Consider the following 25,163-nt stretch of genomic DNA (forward strand, 5'->3'; position numbering starts at 1 on the left):
AGTCGAGCGGTTCAACCGCACCATGCTCAACGAATGGGCCTACGCCCGGCCATACGCCTCAGAGGCCGAGCGTGTTGCCGCTTTCCCGGCCTGGCTGCACCACTACAATCACAACCGAGGCCACACCTCACTCAAGGGTCAACCACCCGCCAGCCGCGTCACCAACCTCCGTGGTTAATACAGCTAGGCGCCGGGCTGGGCGCCAGCGCCCCGTCCGGCCGCATCACGTTCGGCTGCGGTTTTAGTGGCTGAGATCAGGTCCATCATGGCCTGGTGCAGATGGCCTACGGCATCCCTGGTCAGGCCCAGCCGTTCCATCATGGTTCCGGGGACCGCCGTCGCCTGCTGCCGGAGGGCTGCGCCGCTCGGGGTGAGTCCGACGGCCAGTGCGCGCTCGTTGCCGGCGGCGCGGCCGCGCGTGATGTAGCCGGCCGTTTCAAGGCGGCGCAGGAGCGGTGAAATGGTGGCGGGTTCCTGGGCCAGGGCTTCGCTGATGTCGCGCACCGAGCGCGGGCTGGACTCCCACAGGCAGAGCATCACGAGGTACTGCGGGTGGGTCAGCCCCAGCCTGTCCAGCACCGGTTTGTAGGCGCCCACGACGTTCCGGGACGCTACCGTCAGGGCGAAGCAGAGCTGATGCTCCAGCAGGAGGTCTTCGTCAGACGCTTCGATGGCCGCGGCCGGGCGCTGGTTCATCCGGGTTCCCCTCAATCGTTAGTGCACTAATGATTAGCGTACACTGGATTGAACTCGACCGTTCTGAAAGGGATTCCGCAATGGCCAACAAGGAAAATGCAGCCCAAAGGTTCATGCGCGCCACAGGCAGGCTCCGGGCCATTTTCGGGCCCGCGAACCGCAGTGCGCTTGGCCACGAGATGACCGACGAGAACAAGGCCCTCCTTGCCCGCCGCGAAGCGGAGTCGCAGCAGTGGGAAACGATGCGCAGGCCGGACGGCAGCACGTATGTGGTGCCCCGGAACCCGGACGACAAGTCCCATCGCTAAACCGTTTTCAGGGTCCCGCACCCCAGGGGCCTTTTTGCGTTCGCGGGCGTAAAATATGGGCACACGCACCTACCGGCCAACGCATCACTGCTTGACCCGAGCAAGGGAAAGGGGGTGGGGATCGTGGCAAAGGCGATTCAGCGGTTTATGAGCAAGACCGACAAGCTGCGGTTCTTCTTCGGACCAGCCACGCGGGGTGATACTGCGGCACCTGTTGTTCACAAGCACGACGACTTTGAGGCTGCTTCCGAAGAGGACCTCGCCCACTTCGAAGTAGAGACAGATTCCGAGGGCCACCACTACGCGGTTCGCAAGGAAGACATCACGTAGCCCGCGGATAGAACTGCACACAAAAGAACGGCACAGCGGACCTGCCGCTGTGCCGTTCTTTTGTGATGGGAGCTAAGAAGCCCTAGCGGCCGGTGCCGCCGTACACCGTTGCTTCGTCTTCGCTGTCCAGGCCGAATGCCTTGTGGATGGCCCGGACCGCATCGTCGAGCAGGTCCGCGTGCGTCACCACGGAGATGCGGATTTCCGACGTCGAGATCATGTTGATATTGATCCCGGCGTCAGACAGGGCTTTGAAGAACGTGGCCGATACGCCGGGGTGTGAACGCATGCCGGCGCCGATCAGGGACAGCTTGCCGATCTGCTCGTTGTATTCGATGCTTTCGAAGCCGATTTCCGGCTGGGCGGCACGGAGGGCAGTGAGCGCGTCGGCACCTTCCACGATGGGAAGCGTGAAGGAGATGTCCGTCCGGCCCGTGCCGTGCGTGGAAACGTTCTGGACGATCATGTCGATGTTGGAGTGTGCGTCGGCGATCACCTGGAAGATCGCGGCAGCCTTGCCCGGGATGTCGGGGACTCCCACCACGGTGACCTTGGCTTCGGAACGGTCGTGTGCAACGCCGGAGATGATTGGCTGCTCCAAGGCAACTCCCTCTTGGGTCGTGATCTTGTCGTCGGCTCCGGGCATGACCCAGGTGCCTTCGTTCTGGCTGAATGAGGAACGCACGTGCAACGGCACGCCGAAGCGCCGCGCATATTCCACGCAGCGCAGGTGCAGGATCTTGGCGCCGGAAGCGGCCAGTTCCAGCATTTCTTCGCTGGAGATACGGTCGATCTTCTGGGCGGAGGCGACCACCCGGGGATCCGCGGTGTAGATACCGTCCACGTCCGTGTAGATTTCGCAGACGTCAGCGTCCAGCGCTGCGGCCAGGGCCACTGCCGTGGTGTCGGAGCCGCCGCGCCCCAGGGTGGTGATCTCGTTGGTGGTGCGGCTCATCCCCTGGAAGCCGGCCACGATGGCGATATGCCCCTTGTCCAGGGCGGTGCGGATCCGGTGCGGGTCGACGTCGATGATGCGCGCCTTGCCGTGGATGCCGTCGGTGATCATGCCTGCCTGCGAGCCGGTGAAGGACTGGGCCGAGGCGCCGAGCTTGTTGATGGCCATGGCCACGAGGGCCATGGAGATGCGCTCACCGGCGGAGAGGAGCATGTCCATTTCGCGCGCAGGGGCCGAATCGGTGACCTGCGCGGCAAGGTCCAGGAGTTCGTCGGTGGTGTCGCCCATGGCGGAGACCACCACAACTACTTCGTTGCCGGCCTTCTGCGCGTCAACTACACGCTTTGCCACCCGTTTGATGCCGTCCGCGTCAGAAACCGAGGAGCCGCCGAATTTCTGCACAATGAGCTGCTTGGTGCGGCCGATGGCGATGGGCACCACATGCGGCTGATTTTCGGTCTTCACTTCGGTAGTGGGCATACTCATGCGCGCACCCTCACTGGATCAAATCGGGGTTCCGGGGCCAAGCAACCTAACGGCGCGACGGCGTAACTGATGTGCCCAGTTTATCGCCGGGAGCCGCGCGGCGTGGAATTGTGACCGTATGGTGGCCCGGCGCCCCACCCTTCCCGGGCCAAGCGGTAGCGCCAGGAAGCCAGCGCCTTGCCGTGGGTGTCCTGGGCGGCGGTGAAGTAATGATCCCGGACGAAGCCGAGGCGTTCGAGGAGGCGCCGGGAGGCGGTGTTGGGCTCGTAGACGCCGGCGAAAATGGTGTCGGTGCCGCTTTCGGTGAAGAGCCAGCGGACCAGCGCCGCGGCGGCTTCGCTGCCGTAGCCCTTGCCGTGGTGGTCCGGGTGGAGGAGGTAACCGAGGCTGGCATGCCGGGCGGGCAGGCTGCCCGGCAGCGGCGGTTCCGGTGTGTTCCACGTGCGGCCGTCGCCGATCACCGCACCCGTTGACCGGAGCACCACGGCCCAGCCGATATGGAACCAATCCGCTGTGGAGCGTTCCGCCTGGGTCAGCAAATCGGCGAGGAGGAGATCGGTCTGTACGGCGCTCAATGGCTGGTGCGACAAATAGCGGACCGCATCGGGATGACCCCGGAGTCCGCGCAGGGCGACGGCGTCGGATTCCGTCAGGGGGCGCAGTTCCAGGCGTTCCGTGACGAGGTAGGGGATCGGTTGCATGGTCTGCCGGTTGGTGGCCGGGTCAGCTCAGCGCGTTACGGCGGCCCTCGAACGCCCGCCCCAGAGTGACCTCGTCCGCGTACTCCAGGTCGCCGCCCACCGGCAGCCCGGAGGCAAGCCTGGTGACCGCGATCCCGATCGATTTCAGCATCCTGGCCAGATAGGTGGCTGTGGCCTCTCCCTCAAGATTGGGGTCGGTGGCGATGATGATCTCCTGGATGGCGCCGTCGTTGAGCCGGTTAAGGAGCTCCCTGATCCGCAGCTGTTCCGGCCCGACACCGGCGATGGGATTGATGGCGCCGCCGAGGACGTGGTAGCGGCCGCGGAAGGATCGGGTGCGCTCAACAGCCAGGACGTCCTTGGATTCCTCCACAACGCAGATGACAGACGGATCGCGGCGCGGGTCGCGGCAGATGTTACACAGTTCCTGCTCCGTGACGTTGCCGCAAACGGTGCAGAATTTCACGCGTTCCTTGACGTTGGTGATGGCGTCGACAAGCCGCTTCATATCCTGCGGGTCCGCTTCGAGGATGTGGAATGCCAGCCGTTGGGCGGACTTGGGCCCCACGCCGGGAAGGCGGCCAAGTTCGTCGATCAGCTCTTGAACTGCACCTTCGTACACAATGTCCTCGTTCGTTAACTCGTTTGTTTGAATCGCAAGTTGGCGGGTGCTGGTCTTCGGCGTCCGTTCTCCGCAGGGGGCCGACGGCGTGAAACCACTCCGTCGGGTGCCGCCGAAAAGACGCGCCCGACCGGCGGCGGGCTAGAAGCGGGGCGGCAGCGGGCTTCCGTCCAGCGACCGTTCCTCCACCAGCTTTCCGCCCAGAATACGCTCGACGGCGGCGCGTCCAAAGACGCCCGATTCCTCGATCGTTTCGTCATCCGCACTGGGGATGTCCTGGACGTAGGTCTTGGTGGCATCCGCCTGGCGCGCAGGGGCTTTGGCCCGGCCTGCTTCGGCCTCAGGGCTGTTGGAGAGCCGCTGGTACAGGCTCTGCTTCAACGTCGCGCTGGGGGTGGCTGCCGGGGCATGAGCTGCCTGCGCTGGGGACACGTACGCCGCCGGTGCAGGTGCAGGTGCAGCTGCGACGCTGCGGACATCGGGGCCCGGCATCGTGGCTGACGGGTCGGCCGCCGCTGCGGGACCGTACTGCGCGGACGGCGCCCACCCCGCAGAGGAACTGCCCGCACCGGAGAGTGCCCCTACTGGTTGACGGATCTCTGCCGGGCGCTGGGCTTCGTCGGACTGGAGCGGCGGGGTGTCCTGTGGAGTCTCGGCGGCCCGGGGGAGCTGGGCTGCAGCAGGCTCGTAGTGGGGCGTCGGGGATTCCGGCTCAGCTGGCTGCCCGGCCATGTCCGGGTTTTCCACGGACTTGCCCACGTTCGACTCAGCAACCACGGACCAGACGCCGGGCGCCTCTTCCATGGCGCGGGCCCACGGATCGTCGGTGGTCGTCTTGCTTGTCCCGCCCGCTGAAGTGCCGCCTACGGATGACTTCTTGGCCGGTAGCTGGCTTGATTGCTGGCCGTCCGCGGCCGGACGTTCCGGTGTGCCGGCCGACGCAGGGCCGGGCTGGACCGGACGTGATTGCACCGGAGCGGACGGCGCCCAGTCCATGGGCGGTTCTTCCTCCATCGGAGGGGCATCTTCGTCCAGGGGCGGACCCCAGTCGTCGTCGGGGTAACTGTAGGAACCGGAAACGTCGTCGAGGGACGGCGGCGCCGGCGGAGCCGGGGCAGGCCGCAGATCCGGGTTCGCGGCGCTGGAAGTCACGGCGGTGCCAGCATCGTCGTCCGATCCTGAGCCGGCAGCGGCGGCGCGTACAGGCGCCGAGCCGGTCCCCGGTTGAGGGGCAGGGGCATCAGCGGAGGCCTCGGCTGCAGGTGTCCGGTCGGAAGCAGCGTCTGCTACCGGCGCCGCAGGGGCAAGCCCCCAGGCAACGTCAGCGGACGTCGCCGGAGTTTCCCGGCCGGCTGGTGCTTTTGGGGTCGCCTGAGTATCCCGGCTACCTAGTGCTTTTGGGTTTGGCTCAGAGCTCGCTGAGCTGCTGGCGCCGCCGGACACCGCGTTAATCTGGCAGTCGATGCCGACGGTTTTGTGGATTGCCTGGCGGAGATTTTCCGAGTGGTCTGCCCGTCCGAAGGCACCGGCGAGTCCGGAAGTGGTGAAGGCCAGAGTGAGCACGTGGCCGTCGAACTGGCCCACCTGGGCATTCGGTTCCACGAGGGCCCAGGTGCTGCGTTTGATTTTGCTCAGGGTCTGCAGGACGTCAGGCCAGGCACGGCGAAGGACCTCGACGTCGCCGCCGGGGCCGGCCGCCGGAACCGGGCTTTCCGCCGTCGGCTGCCTTGCTTCGGTCCTCACAGGTACCGGCTGAGCCGCCGCCGGCGGCTGCTCGGATGATGCCGGTGCCGGTGCAGGCTCCGCGGGGGCCGGAGCGGCCGCCACCGGCTGCTGAGCCGCCGGACGGGAAGGGGCCTGGCCGGACATGCCACGGTTCGCAGTTGCCGGCTCGCCAACGGGCCAGTCGGCCGTGGAGACCCGGGGCGGGGTGAGGGATTCCCGTGCAGGCGCCTCGCTGCGGGCTGCTGCAGGTTGCACGTCAGCCACGGGATCAGGTGCCGGTGCTGCGGCTGGCCGGGCAGCAGCAGGTGCGGGTGCCGGGCCGGAAGTCGCGGCCGCCGCGGGGACGGAAGCGGGTGCCGGGGAAGTCGCAGGAGCGGGGGCCGGCGCCGGAGCCCCGACGTCGTTGCCGCCGTAGTTCAGGCGTCGCTCAACACGGTCGATCCGTGCGGCGATACCGCGTTCAGTCTGCTCGGAGCTGGGGAGGAGGATACGGGCGCACAGCAGCTCAAGGTGAAGCCGTGGCGACGTTGCGCCCGTCATCTCTGTGAGGGCGGTGTTGGTGACATCTGCAGCGCGGGAGAGCTCGGCTGCGCCAAGGTTGTGCGCCTGGTTCTGCAGGCGCGCTATCTGGTCGGCCGGCATGCCGCGCAGGATCGATTGGGCGCTTTCAGGCATGGCCTGGACGATGATGAGGTCGCGGAAGCGTTCGAGGAGATCCTCGACGAAGCGGCGGGGATCGTGGCCGGTCTGGATGACGCGGTCCACTGCGCGGAAGACGGTGGCGGCGTCCGAGGCGGCCACGGCTTCCACGACGTCGTCCAGCAGGGACGCGTGGGTGTAGCCAAGGAGTGCCACGGCAAGTTCGTAGTCCAGCCCGTTGGGGCCGGCACCGGCCATCAGCTGGTCCAGGACGGAGAGCGAGTCACGGACCGAACCGCCACCGGCCCGGATGACCAGGGACAGCACTCCGGGGGCCACGGGAACGTTTTCCTGGTTGCAGAGCAGCTCAAGGTACGCCATGAGGGGCTCGGGGGGAACCAGTCGGAACGGATAATGGTGGGTCCGCGAACGGATGGTGCCGATCACCTTGTCCGGCTCCGTGGTGGCGAAGATGAACTTGATGTGTTCCGGCGGCTCTTCCACGATCTTGAGCAGCGCGTTGAAGCCGGCGGAGGTGACCATGTGGGCTTCGTCGATGATGAAGATCTTGTAGCGGTCCCGGACGGGGGCGTACGTGGCGCGTTCGCGAAGGTCGCGGGCGTCGTCGACGCCACCGTGGCTCGCGGCGTCGATCTCGATTACGTCGAGGGAACCCGAGCCGCCGCGGGCCAGTTCAACGCAGCTGGGGCACTTGCCGCAGGGAGTGTCTGTGGGGCCCTCGGCGCAGTTCAGGCAGCGGGCCAGGATGCGGGCCGAAGTAGTCTTTCCGCAGCCGCGCGGACCGGAAAACAGGTAGGCGTGGTTGACGCGGTTCTTTAGCAGCGCCGTCATCAGCGGCTCTGTGACATGTTCCTGCCCGATAACGTCAGCAAACGAGTCTGGACGGTATCTGCGATAAAGGGCGGTTGTAACACTCACAGAGAAAACCCTACCAATCCGGGCTGACAGTTTGCCGCCCTGTGGGGGAATAGTAAAGACCCCCCATGCACCCGCCAGAGCCCATTTACCCTTGCTACCTTCCGGTCCTGGGGGAGTTCAACAGGATGACGCCACATGAGGGGCCGTCAATGAGTTTACCCGATGATTTCGTGTGCCCCGAACCGGCGGCGGAGGGCCTGTGTTCGGTCAGGAGCGGTGCCCGTTCACTTCCCAGCTCATCAGCGCCGGTTCCTCATAGGGGTGGGCGGAACGCAGGGCAAGAACCACTGCATCGAGCAGCTCTGCCTCCACGACGCATTCGATCCTGACTTCCGGCACCTGTTCGCTTTGGCCCACTGCTCCGATGAAAGGACGGGACCCGGTGAGGGGCGTGAACCGGCCGGTGCCCGGGGCAGTGAATGCGCAGTGCGAATAGTTGCCGATCCGTCCGGCGCCGGCATCACCTAACGCAGTGAGGACCGCCTCCGCGTGATCGGCGGGAACGTAGGTCACCAGGGCGTGGAGCTGCGTCATACGCCCATCCTCCCAGTAACTGAAGGAGCGGAGAGCAGCACAACTAGGTAACGGTCCGCCGAGATTCAAGTAGCAACCCTTGCTTATCATCGGCACAAGGCGGACCATGGATATGTACACCGATTGGGGCAATCTCAACTTGAGCTCAAGGTTGTGAGCTGCAGGGCCTGGCGCGAGGGCCGGACCCGGCAGCTCAACGGTGTTCCGGCGGAGTGGGCGCATTGGGGGCGTCCATTTTGACGTTAAGGGCACTTTTCGCGGGCACTTTCTTGGCGTGACTCACGGGCGCGCCGGCCCGCGGAACCCGTGCCCGCGGGCGGCCGCTGAATGCGTTGACGTAACGCGCAATTAGGCCCAATTGGGTGATGCCGAAAAGTTCAGGTACTCTAGTATCTGCTTTTGATTCAGAAGCTACTGGAGAATTCGCCTAGCGGCCTATGGCGCACGCCTGGAACGCGTGTTGGGTTAACGCCCTCGGGGGTTCAAATCCCCCATTCTCCGCGTTTGGCCCCGGTCCTCGGACCGGGGCCTTTTTGCTTTCCGGCCCGGCTAGGCGTTAAACCCGAGGCGGCGAAGGCGCCGCCTCGCGGCCTGTTCACTTTGCCCAACCCTGCCCAAGGCCACATGGACGACGGCGAGAGCCACTTTGGTGCCGAGCCGCACCGGAAACGGAAAGGGCCCCAGCCGCGGCGTCCGGAGTCCCAGCATGTCCCGGTATTTCGGTTCGAGGCTGGAAACAGCGGCGGCAAACAGCATGCTGTAGCCGCGGCGCAGCGAAGGATGAAGCGGCGGGTTGCGGATGAACGCCACGATCTCGGCGACCCTCTCATCGGAGCGGAGGTCGCCGTCGTCGTACCAGCTGTCCAGCTGTTGCCGCATCTCCGCTTCGCTGAGCGGGGGCGAACCCACTCCCATCAGCCGGCCGGCCTGTGCCCACTCGCGGACGTAGGCATCCGGTCCGCCGGGGATGGACCGGCCCCAGATTTTGTGGGCGGAGAGGAATGCGTCCGTAAACGCGATGTGCACCCACCGGAGCAGTTCGGGGTCGTTGGCTGAGTAGCTCCGGGCTACGCCATGGCCGTCCACATACTCGCCGCGCACCGACTCGTGCAGCCGGAGTACCCAGTCGGACGCCTCATGCGCCGCGGCCGTGGAGCCATAGGACACGGTGAAGATCCACCGGATGGTTCCGGCAAGCCGTCCCAAGGGATCTTCGCGGAACCGCGAGTGATCATAGACGCCGGCGAGGGCGCCCGGGTGCAGGGCCTGCATCAGGAGCGCCCGGATGCCAGCCACGATGGTTGTCATCGACCCATGGACAGCCCAGACGGCGGACCCCGGAAGGTGATATCCGGCGTCGTCGCCCTCTTCCAGCCGGGGCACCCAGCCAGGCACTGCGTCCCTGGACCCGGTAAGAGTTTGCTTGAGCTCGGCCTGCCAATCCCTGAGGACATTGCGCATGCTTTATTCTCGCGCACGCGGCCGGAAACGGAACTGCGGGCGGGTCCGCAACGCCCGGGAGCTGTGAGCATGCTGGGAATTCTGGCCCGCAACGCCGGAATTCCGCGGGAGTGCCCGAACAGGATCAGCGTCGGGGGTTCCCAGAGGTCATGGGGCTGTGGTCCCATAGGAAACGTAAGTCCGTCGAGATTGGGGTCTGGCGGGCCTATCGCAGGAGTCAGCACGTGGGAAATCACTGGGGATATGGACACGAGGAACATCCCGCCAGGCCTTGCCTAGCCGCCGCGCGGCTACTCGGCGTCTGCGCGGTCTCGACGCTTGGCGTGATCGCTTTTGGCCTCCAAGGACCTGCTTCTGCGCCGCCGGCTGTGGTCGCTTCAGCCTCTGAACAGGCCGCAGTGGGCGGTCCGGCAATGGCATCCTCCTGGCCGAGCGCTTTCATGAAACCGCTGGGTATTGCCCCCGAAAGCATCTCTGCGAATGCCAATGCCCTGCTCTCCTTCAGCCGCAGTGACATCCGGACCACATCCAGAAGCGGCAAGCACGAACTGAACGTTGCCTCCGACGAGCTGAGGCGCCCCCCGGCCGGCTCGCTGATGGCGCCGCTCGAAGTGCTGAACGAAACCTCGGGCTTCGGCCTTCGGGTCAGCCCGTTGACCGGCACCGCGGGGGAGTTTCACTGGGGCCAGGACTTCGCGGCCGCGTGCGGCACAAGGGTCTACGCGGCCGACGCCGGTGTGGTCCGGGCCGTGGGCTGGCACCCCTGGGGCGGCGGCAACCGCGTGGAAATCGACCACGGCAACGGGCTGATCACTACCTACAACCACCTGGAAGGCATCGCCGTCAAGAAGGGGGACTCCGTCCAGGTGGGCGAAGTTATCGCGAAAGTTGGCACCACCGGTTCGTCCACGGGGTGCCATCTGCATTTCGAAACCATCCGCAACGGAGTCCATGCCAACCCGCTCGAGTGGAAGCTCCTGCCCATCAAACAGCTGGACCAGCTCGGGAACATCGATATGATCAGCTACGCGCCCGGTGCGAATGCCCCCGCAGGAGACCCGACGTGGGCCATCCCCGTGTCTGCAGATAACTCGCATACGGTGACGGGCGGGGAAACAGAGGCGCCCGTCGCGGGAACGCCGTCCGCGACGGCGACAGGGACGCCGTCGGCATCGGCGACGCAGACGCCGTCGTCCACCGCGACTGCGACGCCGAGCGCTTCCGCTTCCCCGACGACACCGGGGAGCCCGACGCCGACCGCAACGCCGACGCCGACGGCGACCGCCGCACCGTCTGCGACGACCACACCTGCGCCGCCGCAGACAGGATCTGCCGCGTCGGCCACGCCCACTGCGACGCCGACCCCCACTCCCACGTTCGCACCGACGTTCACCTCCACGGCGGAGCCGACCGCCGAGCCAACACAGGAGCCTACACAGGAGCCGACCGGGGCCCCCGTACCGGAGCCCACTGCCACGATGACCACCGAACCCGGCACCGCCCCTGATCCCACTGACAGCCAGCCGGCACCGATCCCGACGGGCACGGCCACCCCCACGCCGTGACGTAAAGTCCGGAACAAACTTTCGCGAGGGCACGAACCCGTACGCTTGGCCGTTGTCCATAAATGACAGCCAAGACCCATTTCTAAGGAAGCCCTCCGTGAATTCCCTTTACTCCATTCCGCTGACACTCAACGACGGAACGGAGACCGATTTTGGCCGTTTCAAGGGGAACGTGGTGATGGTGGTCAATGTGGCCTCCCAATGCGGCTTTACGCCCCAGTACGCCGGCCTCGAACTGCTCTACGGGAAGTTCCGGGACCAGGGTTTTGAGATCCTGGGTGTGCCCTGCAACCAGTTCGCCGGGCAGGAACCGGGAAATGACGCCGACATCGCCGAATTCTGCCAACGCAATTTCGGCGTGACCTTCCCGCTCACCGCCAAGGCGAACGTCCGCGGCAAGGACCAGCACCCGCTCTATGCCGAGCTCACCCAGTTCAAGAACGGCCCGCTGCCCGGCCTGGTCAAGTGGAACTTCGAGAAGTTCCTGGTAAGCCACGACGGCGCGGTAGTGGCGCGCTTCGCCCCCACGGTGGAGCCCGACTCACCAGAGGTCATTGCGGCCATTGAGGACGCCCTCGCCTGATGGAAGGCCAACGATCCATCCAACGGAAGAGCCCCGGCACATTGTGCCGGGGTTTTGCTCCCCCGAGGCAGCCGAAAATACATGGTTTGTTTATTAAAGAACTACAACCGTTGACTAATGAGCAACTTCAGTTAGAGTTGCGGCACCCCAACGGCCGCTTGACGGCTGAGTTTGAGATCCATCCGGCCGGTTCGGTGATGGACGGCGTTGCGCGAACCGCCGCCGTCGGTCCCCGCATTGCTGATGAGGGATCAGGACCCCGCACCACGCCAGCCAATCCGGCGGCACACCTTCCTTTGGCGTGGCCATGACCTTCAGCTGCGTGAGCTGAGCTCCGACTCCGCCGCCAGTTTCGCGCCGGAGGACGAAGTATGGGTCCGCTGGGACGCGGACAAAACCCAGCTCCTGGTCCTGGAGTCGTAGGCCGGACCGTCTGGAAGCACTGTTTGTAAGGTTTGGAAGCACGGCGGCGGAGCGGCCTGTCCGGGTCATCCGCCGCCGTGGTCCCGCCAACTGCATAGGCGGGACTTTGGTCCCTGTTACGCACCATCCCCCCGGCCTAGACTGGCTGGACCCTCCGGCTTCCCGCAACCCTGCTGCGCGGCTTTGACGGCGCAGCATCGCAGGATGGTACGGCCGGCTCATGCCAGCCAGGGGAGGGCGCATCAGTACTTCGTGAATCACAGCAGGGCACCCGTTTGGGTGCCCGTGAAGCCAGGAGGAAAGAGATGACAGGGAACAAAGCCGTTGCCTACAAGGGACCGGGCAAAGTCGAACTGATCGACATTGACTATCCCAGCTTCGAACTCAAGGACGGCCCGGGCGTCAACCCCGCCAACGTCGGCCGTTCTGTGCGCCATGGCGTCATCCTCAAAACGGTCGCCACCAACATCTGCGGCTCCGACCAGCACATGGTGCGCGGACGCACCACGGCGCCTCCGGACCTCGTGCTAGGCCACGAAATCACCGGCGAAGTGGTGGAAGTGGGCCCCGACGCCGAATTCATCAAAGTGGGGGACATCTGTTCCGTTCCCTTCAACATCGCCTGCGGCCGCTGCCGGAACTGCAAGGAACGCAAGACCGGAATCTGCCTCAACGTCAATCCGGACCGGCCGGGAAGCGCCTACGGCTACGTCGACATGGGCGGCTGGGTGGGCGGCCAGGCCAACTATGTCCTGGTGCCCTATGCGGACTGGAACCTGCTCAAGTTCCCGGACAAGGACCAGGCGCTGGACAAGATCCTGGACCTGGCCATGCTTTCCGACATCTTCCCCACTGGGTTCCACGGCGCAGTCACGGCCGGGGTCGGGGTGGGGTCCACCGTCTACATTGCGGGCGCGGGCCCCGTCGGCCTCGCTGCTGCAACCAGTGCCCACCTGCTGGGTGCCGCGGCAGTGATCGTTGGCGACCTGAACGAGCAGCGGCTCGCACAGGCACGCAGCTTCGGCTGCGAGACCGTTGACCTCACCAAGGGCGGGCCGGCTGACCAGATTGAGCAGATCCTGGGCGTTCCGGAGGTCGACTGCGGCGTTGACGCGGTGGGCTTCGAGGCACGCGGCCACGGTGCCGGAGCGCAGGAGGCCCCTGCCACGGTGCTCAACTCGCTGATGGAAATCACGGCTGCCGGCGGCGCACTGGGCATTCCGGGCCTGTACGTCACGGGAGACCCGGGCGGTGTGGACGAGGCGGCCAAGAAGGGTTCGCTCTCGATCAGTCTGGGAACGGGCTGGGCCAAGTCGCTGGGCTTCACCACCGGTCAGTGTCCGGTCATGAAGTACAACCGCCAGCTGATGATGGCGATCCTCCACGACAAGGTGCACATCGCTAAGAACGTTAATGCCAGGGCGATCAGCCTGGAGGACGCGCCCAAGGGCTACGCCGAATTCGACGCCGGTGCCGCCACGAAATATGTGCTGAATCCGAACGGCTACCTGAGCTAGCCGCCAGGTACCTGAGTAGCCACGCGCCGGCGGACACATACTGAGGCGGGTAGGTGTCCGCCGGACTACTCGTTATTACCGAATTTTCCAACATGCGTACTGGAGTTTGCACATTGTTGGCCGAATGTCTGATTGGATAGACATTACTGAGAGGGACACTGGAGGCGCCGCTTCCAACCAACCACGAAGGCAGTAATGGAGCTCATCGAGGCCGAACACCCCCGGCCACGTCATTTTCTACTCCACCTGAGCGACCCCCACCTGTTGGGAGGTCCGGATCATCTTTATGGCGCAGTGGACAGCGAATCCCGCCTGAAACAACTGTTTGAGGAAGTCAAAGCCTCAGGGGCGCGCCCGGAAGCCGTGATATTCACCGGCGACCTGGCGGACCAGGGTGAACCCGAGGCATACGCGAAGCTGCGGGCCATCGTGGAGCCAGCCTGCAAGGCGATGAACGCCCAGGTCATCTGGGCCATGGGAAACCACGACGACCGTGAAAACTTCCGCACCGGGCTGCTCGACCAGACCGGAAACGACTCGCCGGTGGACCACAGCTACTTCATCAACGGCCTGCGGGTGATCACACTAGACACCTCGGTGCCGGGATTTCACCACGGTGAGCTCAGCGAGGCGCAGTTGGCATGGCTCGCCGCGGAACTGGAGACGCCCGCGCCGGACGGCACCATCCTGGCGCTGCACCATCCTCCGGTTCCCTCCGTGCTGGATTTGGCTGTCCTCGTGGAGCTACGCGGCCAGGCGGCCCTGGCAGCGGTAGTGCGTAACTCGGATGTCCGCACCATCCTGGCCGGACACCTGCATTACTCCACCACAGCCAGCTTCGCCGGCATCCCCGTATCGGTGGCCTCCGCCACCTGCTACACCCAGGACCTGAACGTACCCGTGGGCGGCACCCGGCCCCGCGACGGAGGCCAGGCCTTCAACCTCGTGCACGTTTACGAGCACACGATCGTACATTCCGTTGTTCCCGTCGGCAGCGCAGCAGCAGTGGGCGAGGTCGTAACGGCGGCCGAAACCCAGCGGCGGCTGGCAGCGGCCGGCATCCGGATTCCGCGGAAGGCCAAAACGCAAGGGCACCCGCCCACACACAGCATCCCCATGATCCGAGTGGGCAACTGAGGCTGGGTAGCCCTACTTTTCCCAGGGCGCCTTGATCGGGTAGTACTTTTCGAGGAATTCCGTGACCAGGCTGGCGCGTTCCTCCGCTTCCACTTCGGGGAAGCTGCCGTCGTTCAGGCAGAAGAAATCCATGTTGCGCTTGGACAGGAGCTTCGGCAGGTAATTGAGGCCGGCGCGGGCGGTGGTGTCCACGTACCTCACCTTCGCCGCTGTCTGGGTCACCGCCCGCCCGGTCAGCAGGGCGTAGTAGTGGTAGAAGGAATTTGTCACGGAGATGTTGTCCGCCGCACGGAACCTGCTGGCTGCGGTCTTGGCGAATTCCTGCGGGAATTCCTCCTCCATAGTGGCCGCTACGCTGCGCCGCAAGGGGGCGGCGGTGTGCTCCAGGTGGCGGGTGGTGATCCGGCCGAACCGGTCCCACAGCAGCTTCCGGTTGACCCGGGCCGCATTCTCGAACCCGCTGCGTTCGGCGTCGTTGTCACCCAGGCCGATGCGGGTTTCCGCCTCAATGAACTTGGTGACGCCGCCCGGGGTGAAGAACATGTCCGGTCCAACCGCGCGGCCGAAGAACATATCGTCGTTCGAGTACAGGAAGTGCTCCGAGAGTCCCTCGATGTGGTGCAGCTGGCACTCCACGGCCTGCGAATTGTGCGTGGGCAGCACCGACGGGTCCGCGAAGAACTCCTCACTGCGCACAATGGTCACGGTGGGGTGGTCAGCCAGCCAGGCGGGCGCCGGGGAGTCCGTGGCGATGAAGATGCGCCGCACCCACGGAGCGAACATGTACACCGAGCGCAGGGCGTACTTCAGTTCGTCGATCTGGCGGAAGCGGGCCTCATGGTCATCGCCCTCGCCCACCACCACACCGGCCATCCGGGCACGCCGCGCCGCGATGTATTCCGGGGAGCTGCCGTCAACCCACGAAAAAACCATGTCAATGTCGAAGCTGATGTCGCTGGCGTGGTCCGCGAACATGTTCTCGATGGTGGGCCAGGTGTGGCCGTAGCGTTCCACGGTGCCGCGCACGGCGTCGGTGGTGAGCATGGTCCGGCGGGTAAGGGAATTTTCGATCGGCAGGATCAGCTGGTTGCCTTCGAAGCTCCACAGCTCGATCTGCACGCCGGCGGACGAACCAAACTCGAAACCGCCGTCGGGTTCCACCCGCGGACGGTAGAGCCGGAAGATGCGGGCGTTGCGGTTGATGGAGAGCTCGCCGTCGGCAACCAGTACGGAGGACTTCTTCTTGGCGTCCACGGTCATGGAGTAAACGGGCTCGTTGCGGCACGCCTCCACCAGCGCGGCCCGGAGCTTCTTCCGGTCCTTCCAGTCCAGCGCAATAACGGGCCGGTGGTTGTTGCCGCGGACCAGGAGATAGTCCAGGCCCGCATTGGCGAGGACATTGCGGATGAACAGCAGGTCCTCCACCATGGCCTGGTACGGCGTACGGGTGGAATTGATCAGCGCATAACGCCCCCGGTGGCGGACCACGTCGGGGCGATTCTTCAGCCGTGCAACAGCGGCCGGCGACGTTACCTCGGGGTGGCTCCCGCCGTCGTCGGAAGGCTGACCTCCGTAGTAGATCTCATCCTGAACCAGTGCGTCTGTAATGGTGTTTCTCCGAGCTGTCGTCTATAGGGGTCCTATTTGCATGATAACCCGCGTAAAAAAACTGGACTAATCCCGGATGCCGGCCTCCGTACCGGGCGCGACACCGACGGGGACGCCGTGGCTAGCCGGCCAGGGCATCCCGCCAGCTGTGCAGGAACGCGCCGCCGGCGTCGTCGTGAATCACGTCTTCGGCGAGCCCCAAGTCGGCCGCCGTCAGGACCGCATACGGCTTGACGGGCACTCCGTCGGCAGGCCGGACGTCCACATGCTTCACCTCGTGATCGTTGTGGTGCAGCCAGTCAGCCATGGCGTAGTCCGTGCGTGAATCGCCCACCGTCCGCCAGGCAAGCGGCCGGATGCCCTGCGCCGCGAGCAGCTCCACGGCACGGCTGGCACCCAGGTCCTTGCCGAGGCGCACGGACTCGATGTCCGTGGAAATGATGGTCGGATCCACCCGGTAATCGATCTGGTCGTCGGAATCGGGAGCATGGTGGTCCAGCCGGACCACACCCAGTCCGTGGCGGGCCATCAGCTCCATGGCGTCGGTGTCGAACAGTTTCTGTTCGTCGAGGTAGTCCTGGCTCGGCACGTCGATGTGCTGTTCCACCGACACCATGGCCCGCTTGGTTTCGTCGTAGAACATGTGTTTTGCGTAGTCCTCCGAGACCAGCCGGCGGACGTCGTCGCCGTAGGAGCGGGGGACGGCCAGCTCGTGATCTACGTGCACGGGGCCGGGCCCGGCAGCCGTGTAGCTGAACCAGACGGCGCCTTTTTCGCAGATGGCGTGGATGACTGTTCCGGCGGGCATGCCGGCCGCGATCATCGGCTCCATCACCTGTTCCCGGATGAATGCGTCCGAACGGCCGGTGTTGAAGATGACGGGAATCCCAGCCGTGGCCAGGGCCACCATGTCCGCAATGATCTCCGGCTTAACATCGCGGGTGACGGGGCTGGCCACCGGGCCGTCGACGTCGAGCAGGAGGGCAAGGGGAGGAGCCGACGGCGATGCGGCAGCTGGGTTCTCGGGTGCAGTCATAGCTCCATTCTGGCAGTCCGGGGCGGCACGGCGCTGAATGTTGCCTTGCTGCGTCGCCGGCAGCCAATGGTCACCATTTGGCTACAACCTTGGCGCAGCACTGGGTCATTCGTTCCCTTGGACGGGCAAGTTCCATAGGCTTGCAGGGTGATATTCAAAGCTGTGGGCGAGGGACGCCCTTACCCCGACCATGGTTACAACACCCCCAAGGAGTGGGCCGCGCTTCCGCCGCGTCCTGTCCGGCTCGATGAGCTGGTGACCACCAAGCGCACGCTCGACCTCGAGGCTCTCCTCGCCGAGGATTCCACGTTCTTCGGCGATCTCTTTCCCCACGTTGTGCAATACCGGGGAACCCTGTACCTCGAGGACGGGCTGCACCGTGCTGTCCGGACCGCACTGCACCAGCGCACCGCCATCCACGCCCGTGTGCTGGTGATAGATGGCTAAGAAACCCAAGGACATCACCGTCCTGCACGGGCACCGCGTGGTTTCCGGAAGGGAACTCAGAGCCACATTCGTTGAGCCGGAAGACGCCGGGGACAACCCCGTCCGGTTGCGCCGCCGAATCCTGCACGGCATGGTGCTGGTGCTGCTGGTGGGGTTGATCATCGCCGCCATTATCGTTGCGTTGGCCATCATGAACGGGCAGATCAAGATCCCGACGGCGGAGAGCAGCCGATCGTCGGTGTCGGCGTGCCCCACGGCGACTTTTGACTACACGCCGAACGACAAAGTCAGCCTGAATGTCTACAACGCCACCAACCGGCCGGGCCTGGCCCGTTCCGTGGCCGATGAGTTCCTGGCCAGGAAATTCGCGGTGGCCGACGTGGGCAACACCCAGTCCGGCTACCGGGGCGTGGCTGCAGTGGTTTCCGGGGCCGCCGGCCAGTCGGCCGCTTTCAGCGTCCAGCGCAACCTGCCGGAATCGGATTACTTCCAGGACGGCCGTTCCGACGGCAGCGTGGACGTGATCCTTTCGGGTGATTTCAAGGAGCTGACAGGGCCCGAGTTGGTGGACCAGACGCCCGGCAAGCTTGGCTGCCCGCGCGAGAGCCGCCGGATCGTGGACAGCGCCAAGTGGCCGGTGATCCCCAAAGCCGGGTAAGGGACTATGGCTGGCTGAACCGCACGGGAAGGCCGCCGCCGTCGAACCGTGCCCCCGCGCCCAGCTGGATGAACCGAACAGTGCGGAGCACTGCTTCCGGACTGCCGTCCCCGCGCGCCGCGCTGGAGGACAGGGTGCCGTGGATGAGCTGCGCCAGCTGCACGATGTCCGCCGCCGGGAGATAGCCCTGCGCCATCGCGTCGCGAAGGATGTCCTGGAGAAGCAGGCTCAGCTCGCCCACATGGTCGGCCAGCTTCGAGAAGGACGCCGGCGAAAGCACAGCGGCCATCGCCGGGCCCGGCGGAAGGTGGCGGCGGCTCAGGTCCTCCACCTGGGCGCGGACATACAGGGCCAGGCGCGCCACCGGGTTCTCCAGGGACTGCAGGGACTCCCGGAGGCCGTAGAGGAAGCGTTCGGTTTCGTCCAGGGCGTATGCGATGAGCAGCTCTTCGATGTCCGCGTAGTAGTTGTACACAGCGGTGCGTCCGATGCCTGCATGGCGGGCAACATCGGTCATGGTGAGCCCGGGCAGGCCGTGGGTGAAGAGGAGCTCGCCGAACCCGGTCAGGATGCGGCGTTGGGTCTCGGCTCGTTGGGCAGCGTTCGTGGCGGCCGAAATCCTAGGCATACAGACACTTTACAGTGATCTGTCAGCAAACCACGGCAACCGGGCCGGAGTCAGACGGCGCAGCCGTCGGGGCCGCACGCTTCGGCGCCGCCGTCGCTGCCGGTGCCGGCCATCACGAGGGGCTGTTTCTCCTGCCATGCCTGGTTGAGTGCCTGGCTGAACATCGCCGACGGCTGGGCGCCGGAGAGTCCAAACTTCCGGTCGATCACGAAGAACGGCACGCCGCTGATCCCCAGGGCGCGGCCCTCCTCGAAATCGAACCGGACGTCGTCGGCGTACTTGTCCGTGGTGAACAGTTCATCCAGCTCCGCGGCGTCGATCCCCAGGTCCAGGCCCAGGGATGTGAGGTACTCCCGGTTGCCGACGTCCCTGCCGTGCTCAAAGTGGTCGCTGAGCAGGCGTTCCTTGGCGGCATCCTGCTTGCCGTGGGCGGCGGCCAGGTGGATCAGCCGGTGGGCGGTGAAGCTGTTGGCAACCACGACGGCGTCGAACCGGTAGTTGAGCCCCTCACCCTTGGCTTGTTCAGCCACATGTTCGAACATCTGCGAGACCTGCGCCGGCGCCATGCCCTTCCGGGTGCTGAGGTACTCCAGTTCGGTGCCGTCGTAGTGCTCGGGCAGGGTCGGGTCCAGCTGGTGGCTGCGCCACTGCACCTCCACGGAATCGCGGTGCGGGAATTCGGCCAGGGCTGCTTCGAAACGGCGCTTGCCGATGTAGCACCAGGGGCACGCGACATCGGACCAGATCTCAATCTTCATGCTGCCAACAACCGGGTTCCCGCTGCATCCATTCCCCGGCGGCATGTCGCTTTGGTCACTGCCGGGAGCGCGAACTGGCAGCTAACGCCCTCAAAACGCGGATTTGCGGGCATTTGCTGCCAGTTCGCGCTTCGCGCTGGGGGGCTTCGCTGGGGGGGCTTAAGTGTCCGTTCGCGCTTCGGGGCGGGGGAGTGCCTGCTCCATCACGAAGTCGTGCTCCACCGTGGTTCCCAGGGTGAACGACTTGGTGCCGACCTTCCGGAAGCCTGATTTCTCATAAAAGCGGATGGCCTTGGCGTTCTGTCTGTTGACTCCCAGCCACATTCCGCGGGCACCCGCGGCGGCGGCCTCGCCGAGGCTGGCGTGCATCAGCTCAGCCGCGGTACCCTGCCCGTGGTGGTCGGGGTGGACGTAGCATTTGCTGAGCTCGGTGGCCGGAAGGGCGGTCAGTGCGGCGGCAACGTCCGGATCCCCGGCCGGACGGTCCACGAGCATGCTGTAGCCGCGGAGGTCGCCGTCGGAATCGATCACCAGGACCGTGATGCCGGGGTCCGCCAAGTAACTTCGGAAGTTCGCTTCGCTGAGCGTCGCGGCCAGGTGCGCCGCGATATCGGCAGGGGAGGAGTCCGGCGGGCAGGCGAGCGGAAAGGTGACGGCGGCAAGCCCGGCCAGCCGTCCGGCGTCGTCCGCGGTTGCTTTCCGGATGGTGTGCGTCATGCCTAAAACTCTAGTCCGCGGCTTCCTTCAGGTACGCCCTGATGCTGTCGACCACCAGTTGATGGTCGTCTTCGGAGGACAGCCCGGATGCCGTCACTGCGGCGACGACGCCAGTGCCTCGGACACGGATAGGGAAAGACCCTCCGGCCAGCGTGTAGTCCTCCGGCGCGAGCCAGCCGCCCTGGGTGGGGTCGTAGTCCGTGAACTGCTCGGTGAGCAGCGCCGTGCTGTGCTCAAAGCGCAGGGCGGCGGCCGACTTGCGGCGGATCCATTCCTCCTGGTCGGCCGTGGCTCCGGGCAGGACACAGCGGAAGAGCACGATGTTGTGCCGGCGGATATCAATGGCAACAGCATGGCCCTCGGTGATTGCTCGGTTGGCGATCAGCGAGCCGAGCCGCCAGGCATCGTGATGGTCGAAGCTCGCGAAAACAAGCTCTTCCTCGTGCTGCTTCAGTTCAGCGAGGCGGGCAGAATCAGTCATTTCGTGCCAACTACCGTGTCAGCTTCGTAGCTGAGGCCGATCTGTCGGCGGATCTCATCCATGGCGGCCATAATGGCCACGCTCTCGCCCGGCGGCAGGATGGTCCCGGACGTGGCTCCAGCCCGGATCAGGCGCTCCAGCTCGGCGGCCTGGAACTGCATCCCCCGGCTGTTCACCGGCTGATCAAAGCGCTCCACAACATCGCCATCGACGCCGTAAACGGTAAAGGGCACAGGGTTGTACCAAACGGATTCGATGTCGATCCACCCCTCCGTTCCGATGATGACGGCCCGATTCGCTCCTGCAGCGTCCATCTCACAGTCCACCAGGGCCTGCTCACCGCCGGCATAGTCAAAGATCGCCGCCGTCTGGCCGTCCACGCGTGTCGCCGTCATCGTGGCGCTCGCCTGGATACGCTCCGGGGTGCCCAGGACGTCAAAGGCAAAAGAGATCGGGTAGATGCCGAGGTCCAGCAGCGCCCCACCGCCCAACGCGGGGTCGTTCAGCCGGTGGGCAGGGTCCTTGGGAAGGCTCTGGTTGTGGCTGGCGACCACCTTCCGGACCTCGCCGATGGTGCCTTCCTGGATGATCTCGCGAAGACGGACCATGTGCGGGAGGAACCGCGTCCACATGGCCTCCAGCGCTACAAGGCCCTTGGACTCGGCCAGCTCAACAATCTCCTGCGCTTCGCGGGCGTTGATGGTGAATGCCTTCTCCACCAGGACGTGCTTTCCGGCGTTCAGGGCCAGCAGCGCATTCGCATGGTGGAACGGATGAGGCGTGGCAATGTAAATGACGTCCACGTCGGGGTCGGCAACCAGTGCTTCATAGCTGTCATGCGCGGTGGGAATGCCGAACCTGTCGCCGAACGCCTTGCTCGATTCCAGGGTGCGCGAACCCACGGCCTGCACCGTGAATCCGTTCTCGTTCAGGTCCTGCGTTTGGAGCCCTGCGATGAAGCCGGTGCCGAGGATTCCCCAGCGGACGCTGCCGTCAGAGGTGCCAGTGTTGGGGGTGGTCACGTACTTAGTCCTTTGTAGTTTCGGAATCGCTGAGGGGGTACGCGACGTACGCGAACCGGGTGGAATCGGGCGACCAGCTGTTGACGTTGAGCGTACCTTGGCCGCCGAACAGTGGCCATGTGTGCAGTGGCGTTGTCCAGTCATCGGTCGAGACAAGCACGACGCCGACCGGCAGGTCCGCGGGGTGGCCCACCGTGCCGCTGGGGAACCGGATGCAGGTGGCCAGCTGCCCGTCGGGGGACAGGTGCGGGAACCAGTCGACGGTGTCGGATTCGAGGAGCCGCTCGAAGCCTCCTCCGTCCACTTGGATACGGGCGAGCTGGGCGTGGCCGGGTGTCGACGTAAAGGACTCCGTGTTCAAGTAGAGCCATTTCCCATCGGGCGAATATTCGGGCCCGTCGCAGTGTCCCGCGCCGACGTCAACGGCGGCGGTAGCGCCGCCGTCGGACGCTATGGTCATCAGGCGACCGGGCTGCGTGAAGTCGCCCGCCTCGATGCCCACGTACGCCAGCTGGGATCCGTCCGGGCTGACGCCGTGGAGGAAGTGGAAACCTCCGTCGTCGCCGGTGATGCGCTGGGCCGGTCCGCCGTCCAACAAAGCACGGTAGATGTGGCCGTCATTCGCCGACAGGAAGATGCCGGTGCCGTCGGGTGCCAGGACGTGATCGTTGTTGAGGTCGGGGATGCCGCTGAGCGGGACTTCCGTGGGCTCGCCCTCGGACACGTCCAGCGTCCACAGCTTCCCGTCCCCGTTGAGGACGAGCGACGAACCGTCAAGGGTCCAGTTCGGTGCCTCGAGGAGGACATCATCCGTCGTGTACACGAGCTGGGACTCTCCGGTGACGGACGCAATCCAGACCTCGCAGCGCTGGCCGGGCTGGAGGGTGCGGATCATTTCTGCCTAGTCCTTGCTGCTGAAGGCGGCGTCGAAGCTGGTTTGGGAGGCGGGGAAGTCGAACTTTTTCAGCGCTGCGAGGGCTTCGGGGGCGCCGTGGAGGCGGTCCATGCCGGCATCTTCCCATTCCACGGAGATGGGGCCGGTGTAGCCGATCGCTGTGAGGGCACGGAAGGAGGATTCCCAGGGGACGTCGCCGCGGCCTGCGGAGACGAAGTCCCAGCCCCGCCGGGGGTCGCCCCAGGGCAGGTGCGAGCCGAGGACGGTGTTCCGGCCGGTGGGGCGGAGCTTGGTGTCCTTGCAGTCCACGTGGTAGATCCGGTCCTTGAAGTCCCAGATGAAGGAGACGGGGTCGATGCCCTGCCACATGAAGTGGGAGGGGTCCCAGTTCAGGCCGAACGCTTCGCGGTGTCCGATCGCTTCGAGGGTGCGGACGGTGGTCCAGTAGTCGTAGGCGATCTCGGAGGGGTGGACTTCGTGGGCGAAGCGGACGCCGCATTCGTCGAAGACGTCCAGGATGGGGTTCCAGCGGTCCGCGAAGTCCTGGTAGCCGGCCTCGATGACCTTTTCCGGGACGGGCGGGAACATCGCGACGTACTGCCAGATGGAGGAGCCGGTGAATCCGACGACGGTGTCCACGCCGAGGGCTTTGGCGAGCCGGGCGGTGTGCTTCATTTCCTCGGCGGCGCGGGTGCGGACGCCTTCGGGGTCGCCGTCGCCCCAAACGCGTGAGCCGACGATGGCTTCGTGGCGGAAGTCGATGGGATCGTCGCAGACGGCCTGGCCCTTGAGGTGGTTGGAGATGGCCCAGACCTTCAGGTTGTACTTCTCCAGGACGGCGAGCTTTGATTCGACGTAGCCTGGTTCGTCCCAGCGCCAGGCGTCCAGGTGGTCCCCGGAGACGGCGATCTCGAGGCCGTCGTAGCCCCAGCCGGAGGCCAGGCGCGCGACTTCCTCGAAGGGGAGGTCGGCCCACTGGCCGGTGAACAGGGTGTACGGGCGGGACATGTCAGGCTCCTTTGGTGGCGGTGCTGGTGGAAGTATTCAGTTGGATAAGTGAGCTTTTGGCGGCCGCTGATTCCTCGACGGCGGACAGGATGTGCTGGACGTTGAGGCCTTCCTCGAACGACGGCGACGGTGCCTCCCCGGCGCTGATGGCCGTCAGGAAGTCACGGATCTGGTGCGTGAAAGTGTGCTCCCAGCCGATGACGTGGCCCTGCGGCCACCAGGCCGCCATGTAGGGGTGCTCGGGTTCGTTGACCAGGATCCTCCGGAAGCCCTGCTCCCGCACGGGGGCGGTGGCGTCCAGGAAACCGAGTTCGTTCAACGCCTCAAGGTCGAACAGGATGGTGCCCTTGTCGCCGTAGATTTCCAACTTGAGGGAGTTCTTCTGGCCAGTTGCCACTCGGGATACTTCCACGGAGGCGACGGCCCCGGAGGCGAGCGTCAGCGTGGCCCAGGCGGCGTCGTCGACCGTGACTTCTTCCGGACCGTTCGGGCCGGGGCGGCGGTCCACGAAGGTGTGCAGCCGGCCCGTGACTTCGGTGACCGTGCCGTCCAGGAGGTAGAGGACCTGGTCGATGGCGTGGGAGGCGATGTCGCCCAGCGCGCCGGATCCGGCGGTTTCCTTGCGAAGGCGCCAGGTCATGGGGGACTCGGCGTCGGAGAGCCAGTCCTGCAGGTAGGCGGCCCGGACGTGCCGCACCGTCCCGAGCCGGCCTTCGGCGATGAGCTCCTTCGCGAGGGCCAGGGCCGGCACGCGGCGGTAGTTGAAGCCGATCATGGACTGCACGCCCCTGGCGCGGGCCGCCGCGGCGGCGTCGGTCATGGCCTCGGCCTCGGCCAGCGTATTGGCCAAAGGCTTTTCCACGAGGACGTGCTTGCCGGCTTCGAGGGCGGCGATGGCGATCTCGGCGTGCATCCAGCCCGGGGCGCAGATATCCACGATATGGATGTCGTCCCGGTCCAGGACCGAGCGCCAGTCCGTCGCGGACTCCGCCCAGCCGTACTTATTCGCGGCCGCAGCGACCTGCCCGGCGTCCCGGCCCACGAGCACTTTCTGCTCGAAGGCCGGAACGTCGAAGTAGGACGCGACATTCCGCCAGGCGTTCGAGTGGGCCTTGCCCATGAACGCATAGCCGATCATCGCCACGCCCAGGGGAGAGTTGTCCGGGGTGGTGCCGAAGGTGGTGCTGTCCTCCGACAGCGGTGGCGTGTGCGCCGTCTTCATGATGATGCTCCTCAACTAAGGTGGCTGGCCGCGAACGGCGCTTGCTCGGCTGGCCCGGGTAA

27 protein-coding genes, 1 tRNA gene and 1 other RNA gene are annotated in these 25,163 nt (G+C 65.5%); 11 read left to right on the forward strand and 18 right to left on the reverse strand.

Annotation, left to right across the window (positions count from 1 at the left end):
• On the forward strand, positions 1–178 hold a 178-nt coding region (locus J7I79_RS08020; RefSeq protein ID WP_214952487.1), incomplete at its 5' end, for an integrase core domain-containing protein.
• Between the two features lie 5 nt (positions 179–183).
• Here the strand turns inward: J7I79_RS08020 and J7I79_RS08025 are convergent.
• Positions 184–696 (reverse strand): MarR family winged helix-turn-helix transcriptional regulator, encoded by a 513-nt coding sequence (locus J7I79_RS08025; protein ID WP_214952100.1) that lies wholly within the window; start codon positions 694–696, stop codon positions 184–186.
• A gap of 80 nt (positions 697–776) precedes the next feature.
• On the opposite strand from J7I79_RS08025, the gene J7I79_RS08030 reads away from it, so the two are divergent.
• Positions 777–1,004, forward strand: coding sequence for a hypothetical protein (locus J7I79_RS08030; RefSeq protein WP_214952102.1), 228 nt, complete (start codon positions 777–779; stop codon positions 1,002–1,004).
• A 147-nt stretch (positions 1,005–1,151) separates the two neighbouring features.
• A complete protein-coding gene (locus tag J7I79_RS08035; protein ID WP_104174145.1) occupies positions 1,152–1,334 on the forward strand; it encodes a hypothetical protein in 183 nt (60 codons plus the stop codon).
• 82 nt (positions 1,335–1,416) lie between these two features.
• Here J7I79_RS08035 and J7I79_RS08040 read toward each other — a convergent pair whose 3' ends face one another.
• The 6 genes from J7I79_RS08040 to J7I79_RS08065 form a co-directional block, all read right to left on the reverse strand.
• On the reverse strand, positions 1,417–2,775 hold the full coding sequence (locus J7I79_RS08040; protein ID WP_214952104.1) for an aspartate kinase: 1,359 nt from the start codon (positions 2,773–2,775) through the stop codon (positions 1,417–1,419).
• An 80-nt stretch (positions 2,776–2,855) separates the two neighbouring features.
• Entirely contained in the window at positions 2,856–3,476 is a 621-nt protein-coding gene (locus J7I79_RS08045; protein ID WP_214952106.1) for a GNAT family N-acetyltransferase, read from the reverse strand.
• Between the two features lie 22 nt (positions 3,477–3,498).
• Positions 3,499–4,098 carry a recombination mediator RecR gene (gene recR, locus J7I79_RS08050; protein ID WP_214952108.1) on the reverse strand — a complete coding sequence of 200 codons (600 nt, stop codon included), beginning with the start codon at positions 4,096–4,098 and terminating at the stop codon, positions 3,499–3,501.
• A 141-nt stretch (positions 4,099–4,239) separates the two neighbouring features.
• On the reverse strand, positions 4,240–7,401 hold the full coding sequence (locus J7I79_RS08055; protein ID WP_214952110.1) for a DNA polymerase III subunit gamma and tau: 3,162 nt from the start codon (positions 7,399–7,401) through the stop codon (positions 4,240–4,242).
• 51 nt (positions 7,402–7,452) lie between these two features.
• Positions 7,453–7,549: signal recognition particle sRNA small type (gene ffs, locus J7I79_RS08060), an RNA gene on the reverse strand.
• Positions 7,550–7,608: 59 nt separating this feature from the next.
• Positions 7,609–7,935 carry a hypothetical protein gene (locus J7I79_RS08065; RefSeq protein WP_214952112.1) on the reverse strand — a complete coding sequence of 109 codons (327 nt, stop codon included), beginning with the start codon at positions 7,933–7,935 and terminating at the stop codon, positions 7,609–7,611.
• Positions 7,936–8,351: 416 nt separating this feature from the next.
• On the opposite strand from J7I79_RS08065, the gene J7I79_RS08070 reads away from it, so the two are divergent.
• A tRNA-Ser gene (locus J7I79_RS08070) sits at positions 8,352–8,436 on the forward strand.
• Positions 8,437–8,484: 48 nt separating this feature from the next.
• Here the strand turns inward: J7I79_RS08070 and J7I79_RS08075 are convergent.
• Entirely contained in the window at positions 8,485–9,396 is a 912-nt protein-coding gene (locus J7I79_RS08075; RefSeq protein ID WP_214952114.1) for an oxygenase MpaB family protein, read from the reverse strand.
• A gap of 440 nt (positions 9,397–9,836) precedes the next feature.
• On the opposite strand from J7I79_RS08075, the gene J7I79_RS08080 reads away from it, so the two are divergent.
• The 5 genes from J7I79_RS08080 (at position 9,837) to J7I79_RS08100 (ending at position 14,621) form a co-directional block, all read left to right on the forward strand.
• Positions 9,837–10,961, forward strand: coding sequence for a peptidoglycan DD-metalloendopeptidase family protein (locus J7I79_RS08080; protein WP_251042550.1), 1,125 nt, complete (start codon positions 9,837–9,839; stop codon positions 10,959–10,961).
• Positions 10,962–11,058: 97 nt separating this feature from the next.
• On the forward strand, positions 11,059–11,544 hold the full coding sequence (locus tag J7I79_RS08085; protein WP_214952118.1) for a glutathione peroxidase: 486 nt from the start codon (positions 11,059–11,061) through the stop codon (positions 11,542–11,544).
• Positions 11,545–11,787: 243 nt separating this feature from the next.
• Positions 11,788–11,967, forward strand: coding sequence for a hypothetical protein (locus J7I79_RS08090; protein WP_214952120.1), 180 nt, complete (start codon positions 11,788–11,790; stop codon positions 11,965–11,967).
• Positions 11,968–12,272: 305 nt separating this feature from the next.
• A complete protein-coding gene (fdhA, locus tag J7I79_RS08095) occupies positions 12,273–13,484 on the forward strand; it encodes a formaldehyde dehydrogenase, glutathione-independent (protein ID WP_214952122.1) in 1,212 nt (403 codons plus the stop codon).
• Between the two features lie 195 nt (positions 13,485–13,679).
• On the forward strand, positions 13,680–14,621 hold the full coding sequence (locus tag J7I79_RS08100) for a phosphodiesterase (protein ID WP_214952124.1): 942 nt from the start codon (positions 13,680–13,682) through the stop codon (positions 14,619–14,621).
• A 12-nt stretch (positions 14,622–14,633) separates the two neighbouring features.
• Here J7I79_RS08100 and J7I79_RS08105 read toward each other — a convergent pair whose 3' ends face one another.
• Together J7I79_RS08105 and J7I79_RS08110 are read right to left on the reverse strand one after the other, a co-directional pair.
• Positions 14,634–16,109 (reverse strand): stealth family protein, encoded by a 1,476-nt coding sequence (locus tag J7I79_RS08105; protein WP_396020178.1) that lies wholly within the window; start codon positions 16,107–16,109, stop codon positions 14,634–14,636.
• 241 nt (positions 16,110–16,350) lie between these two features.
• Positions 16,351–17,265 (reverse strand): hypothetical protein, encoded by a 915-nt coding sequence (locus J7I79_RS08110; RefSeq protein ID WP_214952126.1) that lies wholly within the window; start codon positions 17,263–17,265, stop codon positions 16,351–16,353.
• A gap of 147 nt (positions 17,266–17,412) precedes the next feature.
• On the opposite strand from J7I79_RS08110, the gene J7I79_RS08115 reads away from it, so the two are divergent.
• Both J7I79_RS08115 and J7I79_RS08120 read left to right on the forward strand, forming a co-directional pair.
• Positions 17,413–17,712 (forward strand): type II toxin-antitoxin system VapB family antitoxin, encoded by a 300-nt coding sequence (locus J7I79_RS08115; protein ID WP_028272925.1) that lies wholly within the window; start codon positions 17,413–17,415, stop codon positions 17,710–17,712.
• Positions 17,705–18,370, forward strand: a complete 666-nt coding sequence (locus tag J7I79_RS08120) for a LytR C-terminal domain-containing protein (RefSeq protein WP_214952128.1) — start codon at positions 17,705–17,707, stop codon at positions 18,368–18,370. Before J7I79_RS08115 ends, J7I79_RS08120 begins: the two co-directional genes overlap by 8 nt.
• Positions 18,371–18,374: 4 nt before the next feature.
• On the opposite strand, the gene J7I79_RS08125 is transcribed toward J7I79_RS08120, so the two are convergent.
• The 8 genes from J7I79_RS08125 to J7I79_RS08160 form a co-directional block, all read right to left on the reverse strand.
• Complete coding sequence (locus J7I79_RS08125; protein WP_214952130.1) at positions 18,375–18,998, reverse strand: TetR/AcrR family transcriptional regulator; 624 nt, start codon at positions 18,996–18,998, stop codon at positions 18,375–18,377.
• 50 nt (positions 18,999–19,048) lie between these two features.
• Complete coding sequence (locus tag J7I79_RS08130) at positions 19,049–19,756, reverse strand: DsbA family oxidoreductase (protein ID WP_214952131.1); 708 nt, start codon at positions 19,754–19,756, stop codon at positions 19,049–19,051.
• A gap of 159 nt (positions 19,757–19,915) precedes the next feature.
• Positions 19,916–20,473 (reverse strand): GNAT family N-acetyltransferase, encoded by a 558-nt coding sequence (locus J7I79_RS08135; protein WP_214952133.1) that lies wholly within the window; start codon positions 20,471–20,473, stop codon positions 19,916–19,918.
• Positions 20,474–20,483: 10 nt separating this feature from the next.
• Positions 20,484–20,954, reverse strand: coding sequence for a heme-degrading domain-containing protein (locus J7I79_RS08140; protein WP_214952135.1), 471 nt, complete (start codon positions 20,952–20,954; stop codon positions 20,484–20,486).
• Positions 20,951–21,976, reverse strand: a complete 1,026-nt coding sequence (locus tag J7I79_RS08145; protein ID WP_214952137.1) for a Gfo/Idh/MocA family protein — start codon at positions 21,974–21,976, stop codon at positions 20,951–20,953. Before J7I79_RS08145 ends, J7I79_RS08140 begins: the two co-directional genes overlap by 4 nt.
• 4 nt (positions 21,977–21,980) lie before the next feature.
• Positions 21,981–22,871 carry a biopolymer transporter Tol gene (locus J7I79_RS08150; RefSeq protein WP_214952139.1) on the reverse strand — a complete coding sequence of 297 codons (891 nt, stop codon included), beginning with the start codon at positions 22,869–22,871 and terminating at the stop codon, positions 21,981–21,983.
• Between the two features lie 6 nt (positions 22,872–22,877).
• Entirely contained in the window at positions 22,878–23,879 is a 1,002-nt protein-coding gene (locus J7I79_RS08155) for a sugar phosphate isomerase/epimerase (RefSeq protein ID WP_214952141.1), read from the reverse strand.
• Between the two features lies 1 nt (position 23,880).
• The gene (locus J7I79_RS08160) at positions 23,881–25,101 is read right to left on the reverse strand and encodes a Gfo/Idh/MocA family protein (protein WP_396020179.1); all 1,221 of its coding nucleotides are present in this window, start codon (positions 25,099–25,101) and stop codon (positions 23,881–23,883) included.
• Between the last annotated feature and the right edge of the window lie 62 nt (positions 25,102–25,163).

This window comes from Arthrobacter sp. ISL-69, from assembly GCF_018613775.1.
Classification (GTDB): Bacteria; Actinomycetota; Actinomycetes; order Actinomycetales; family Micrococcaceae; genus Arthrobacter.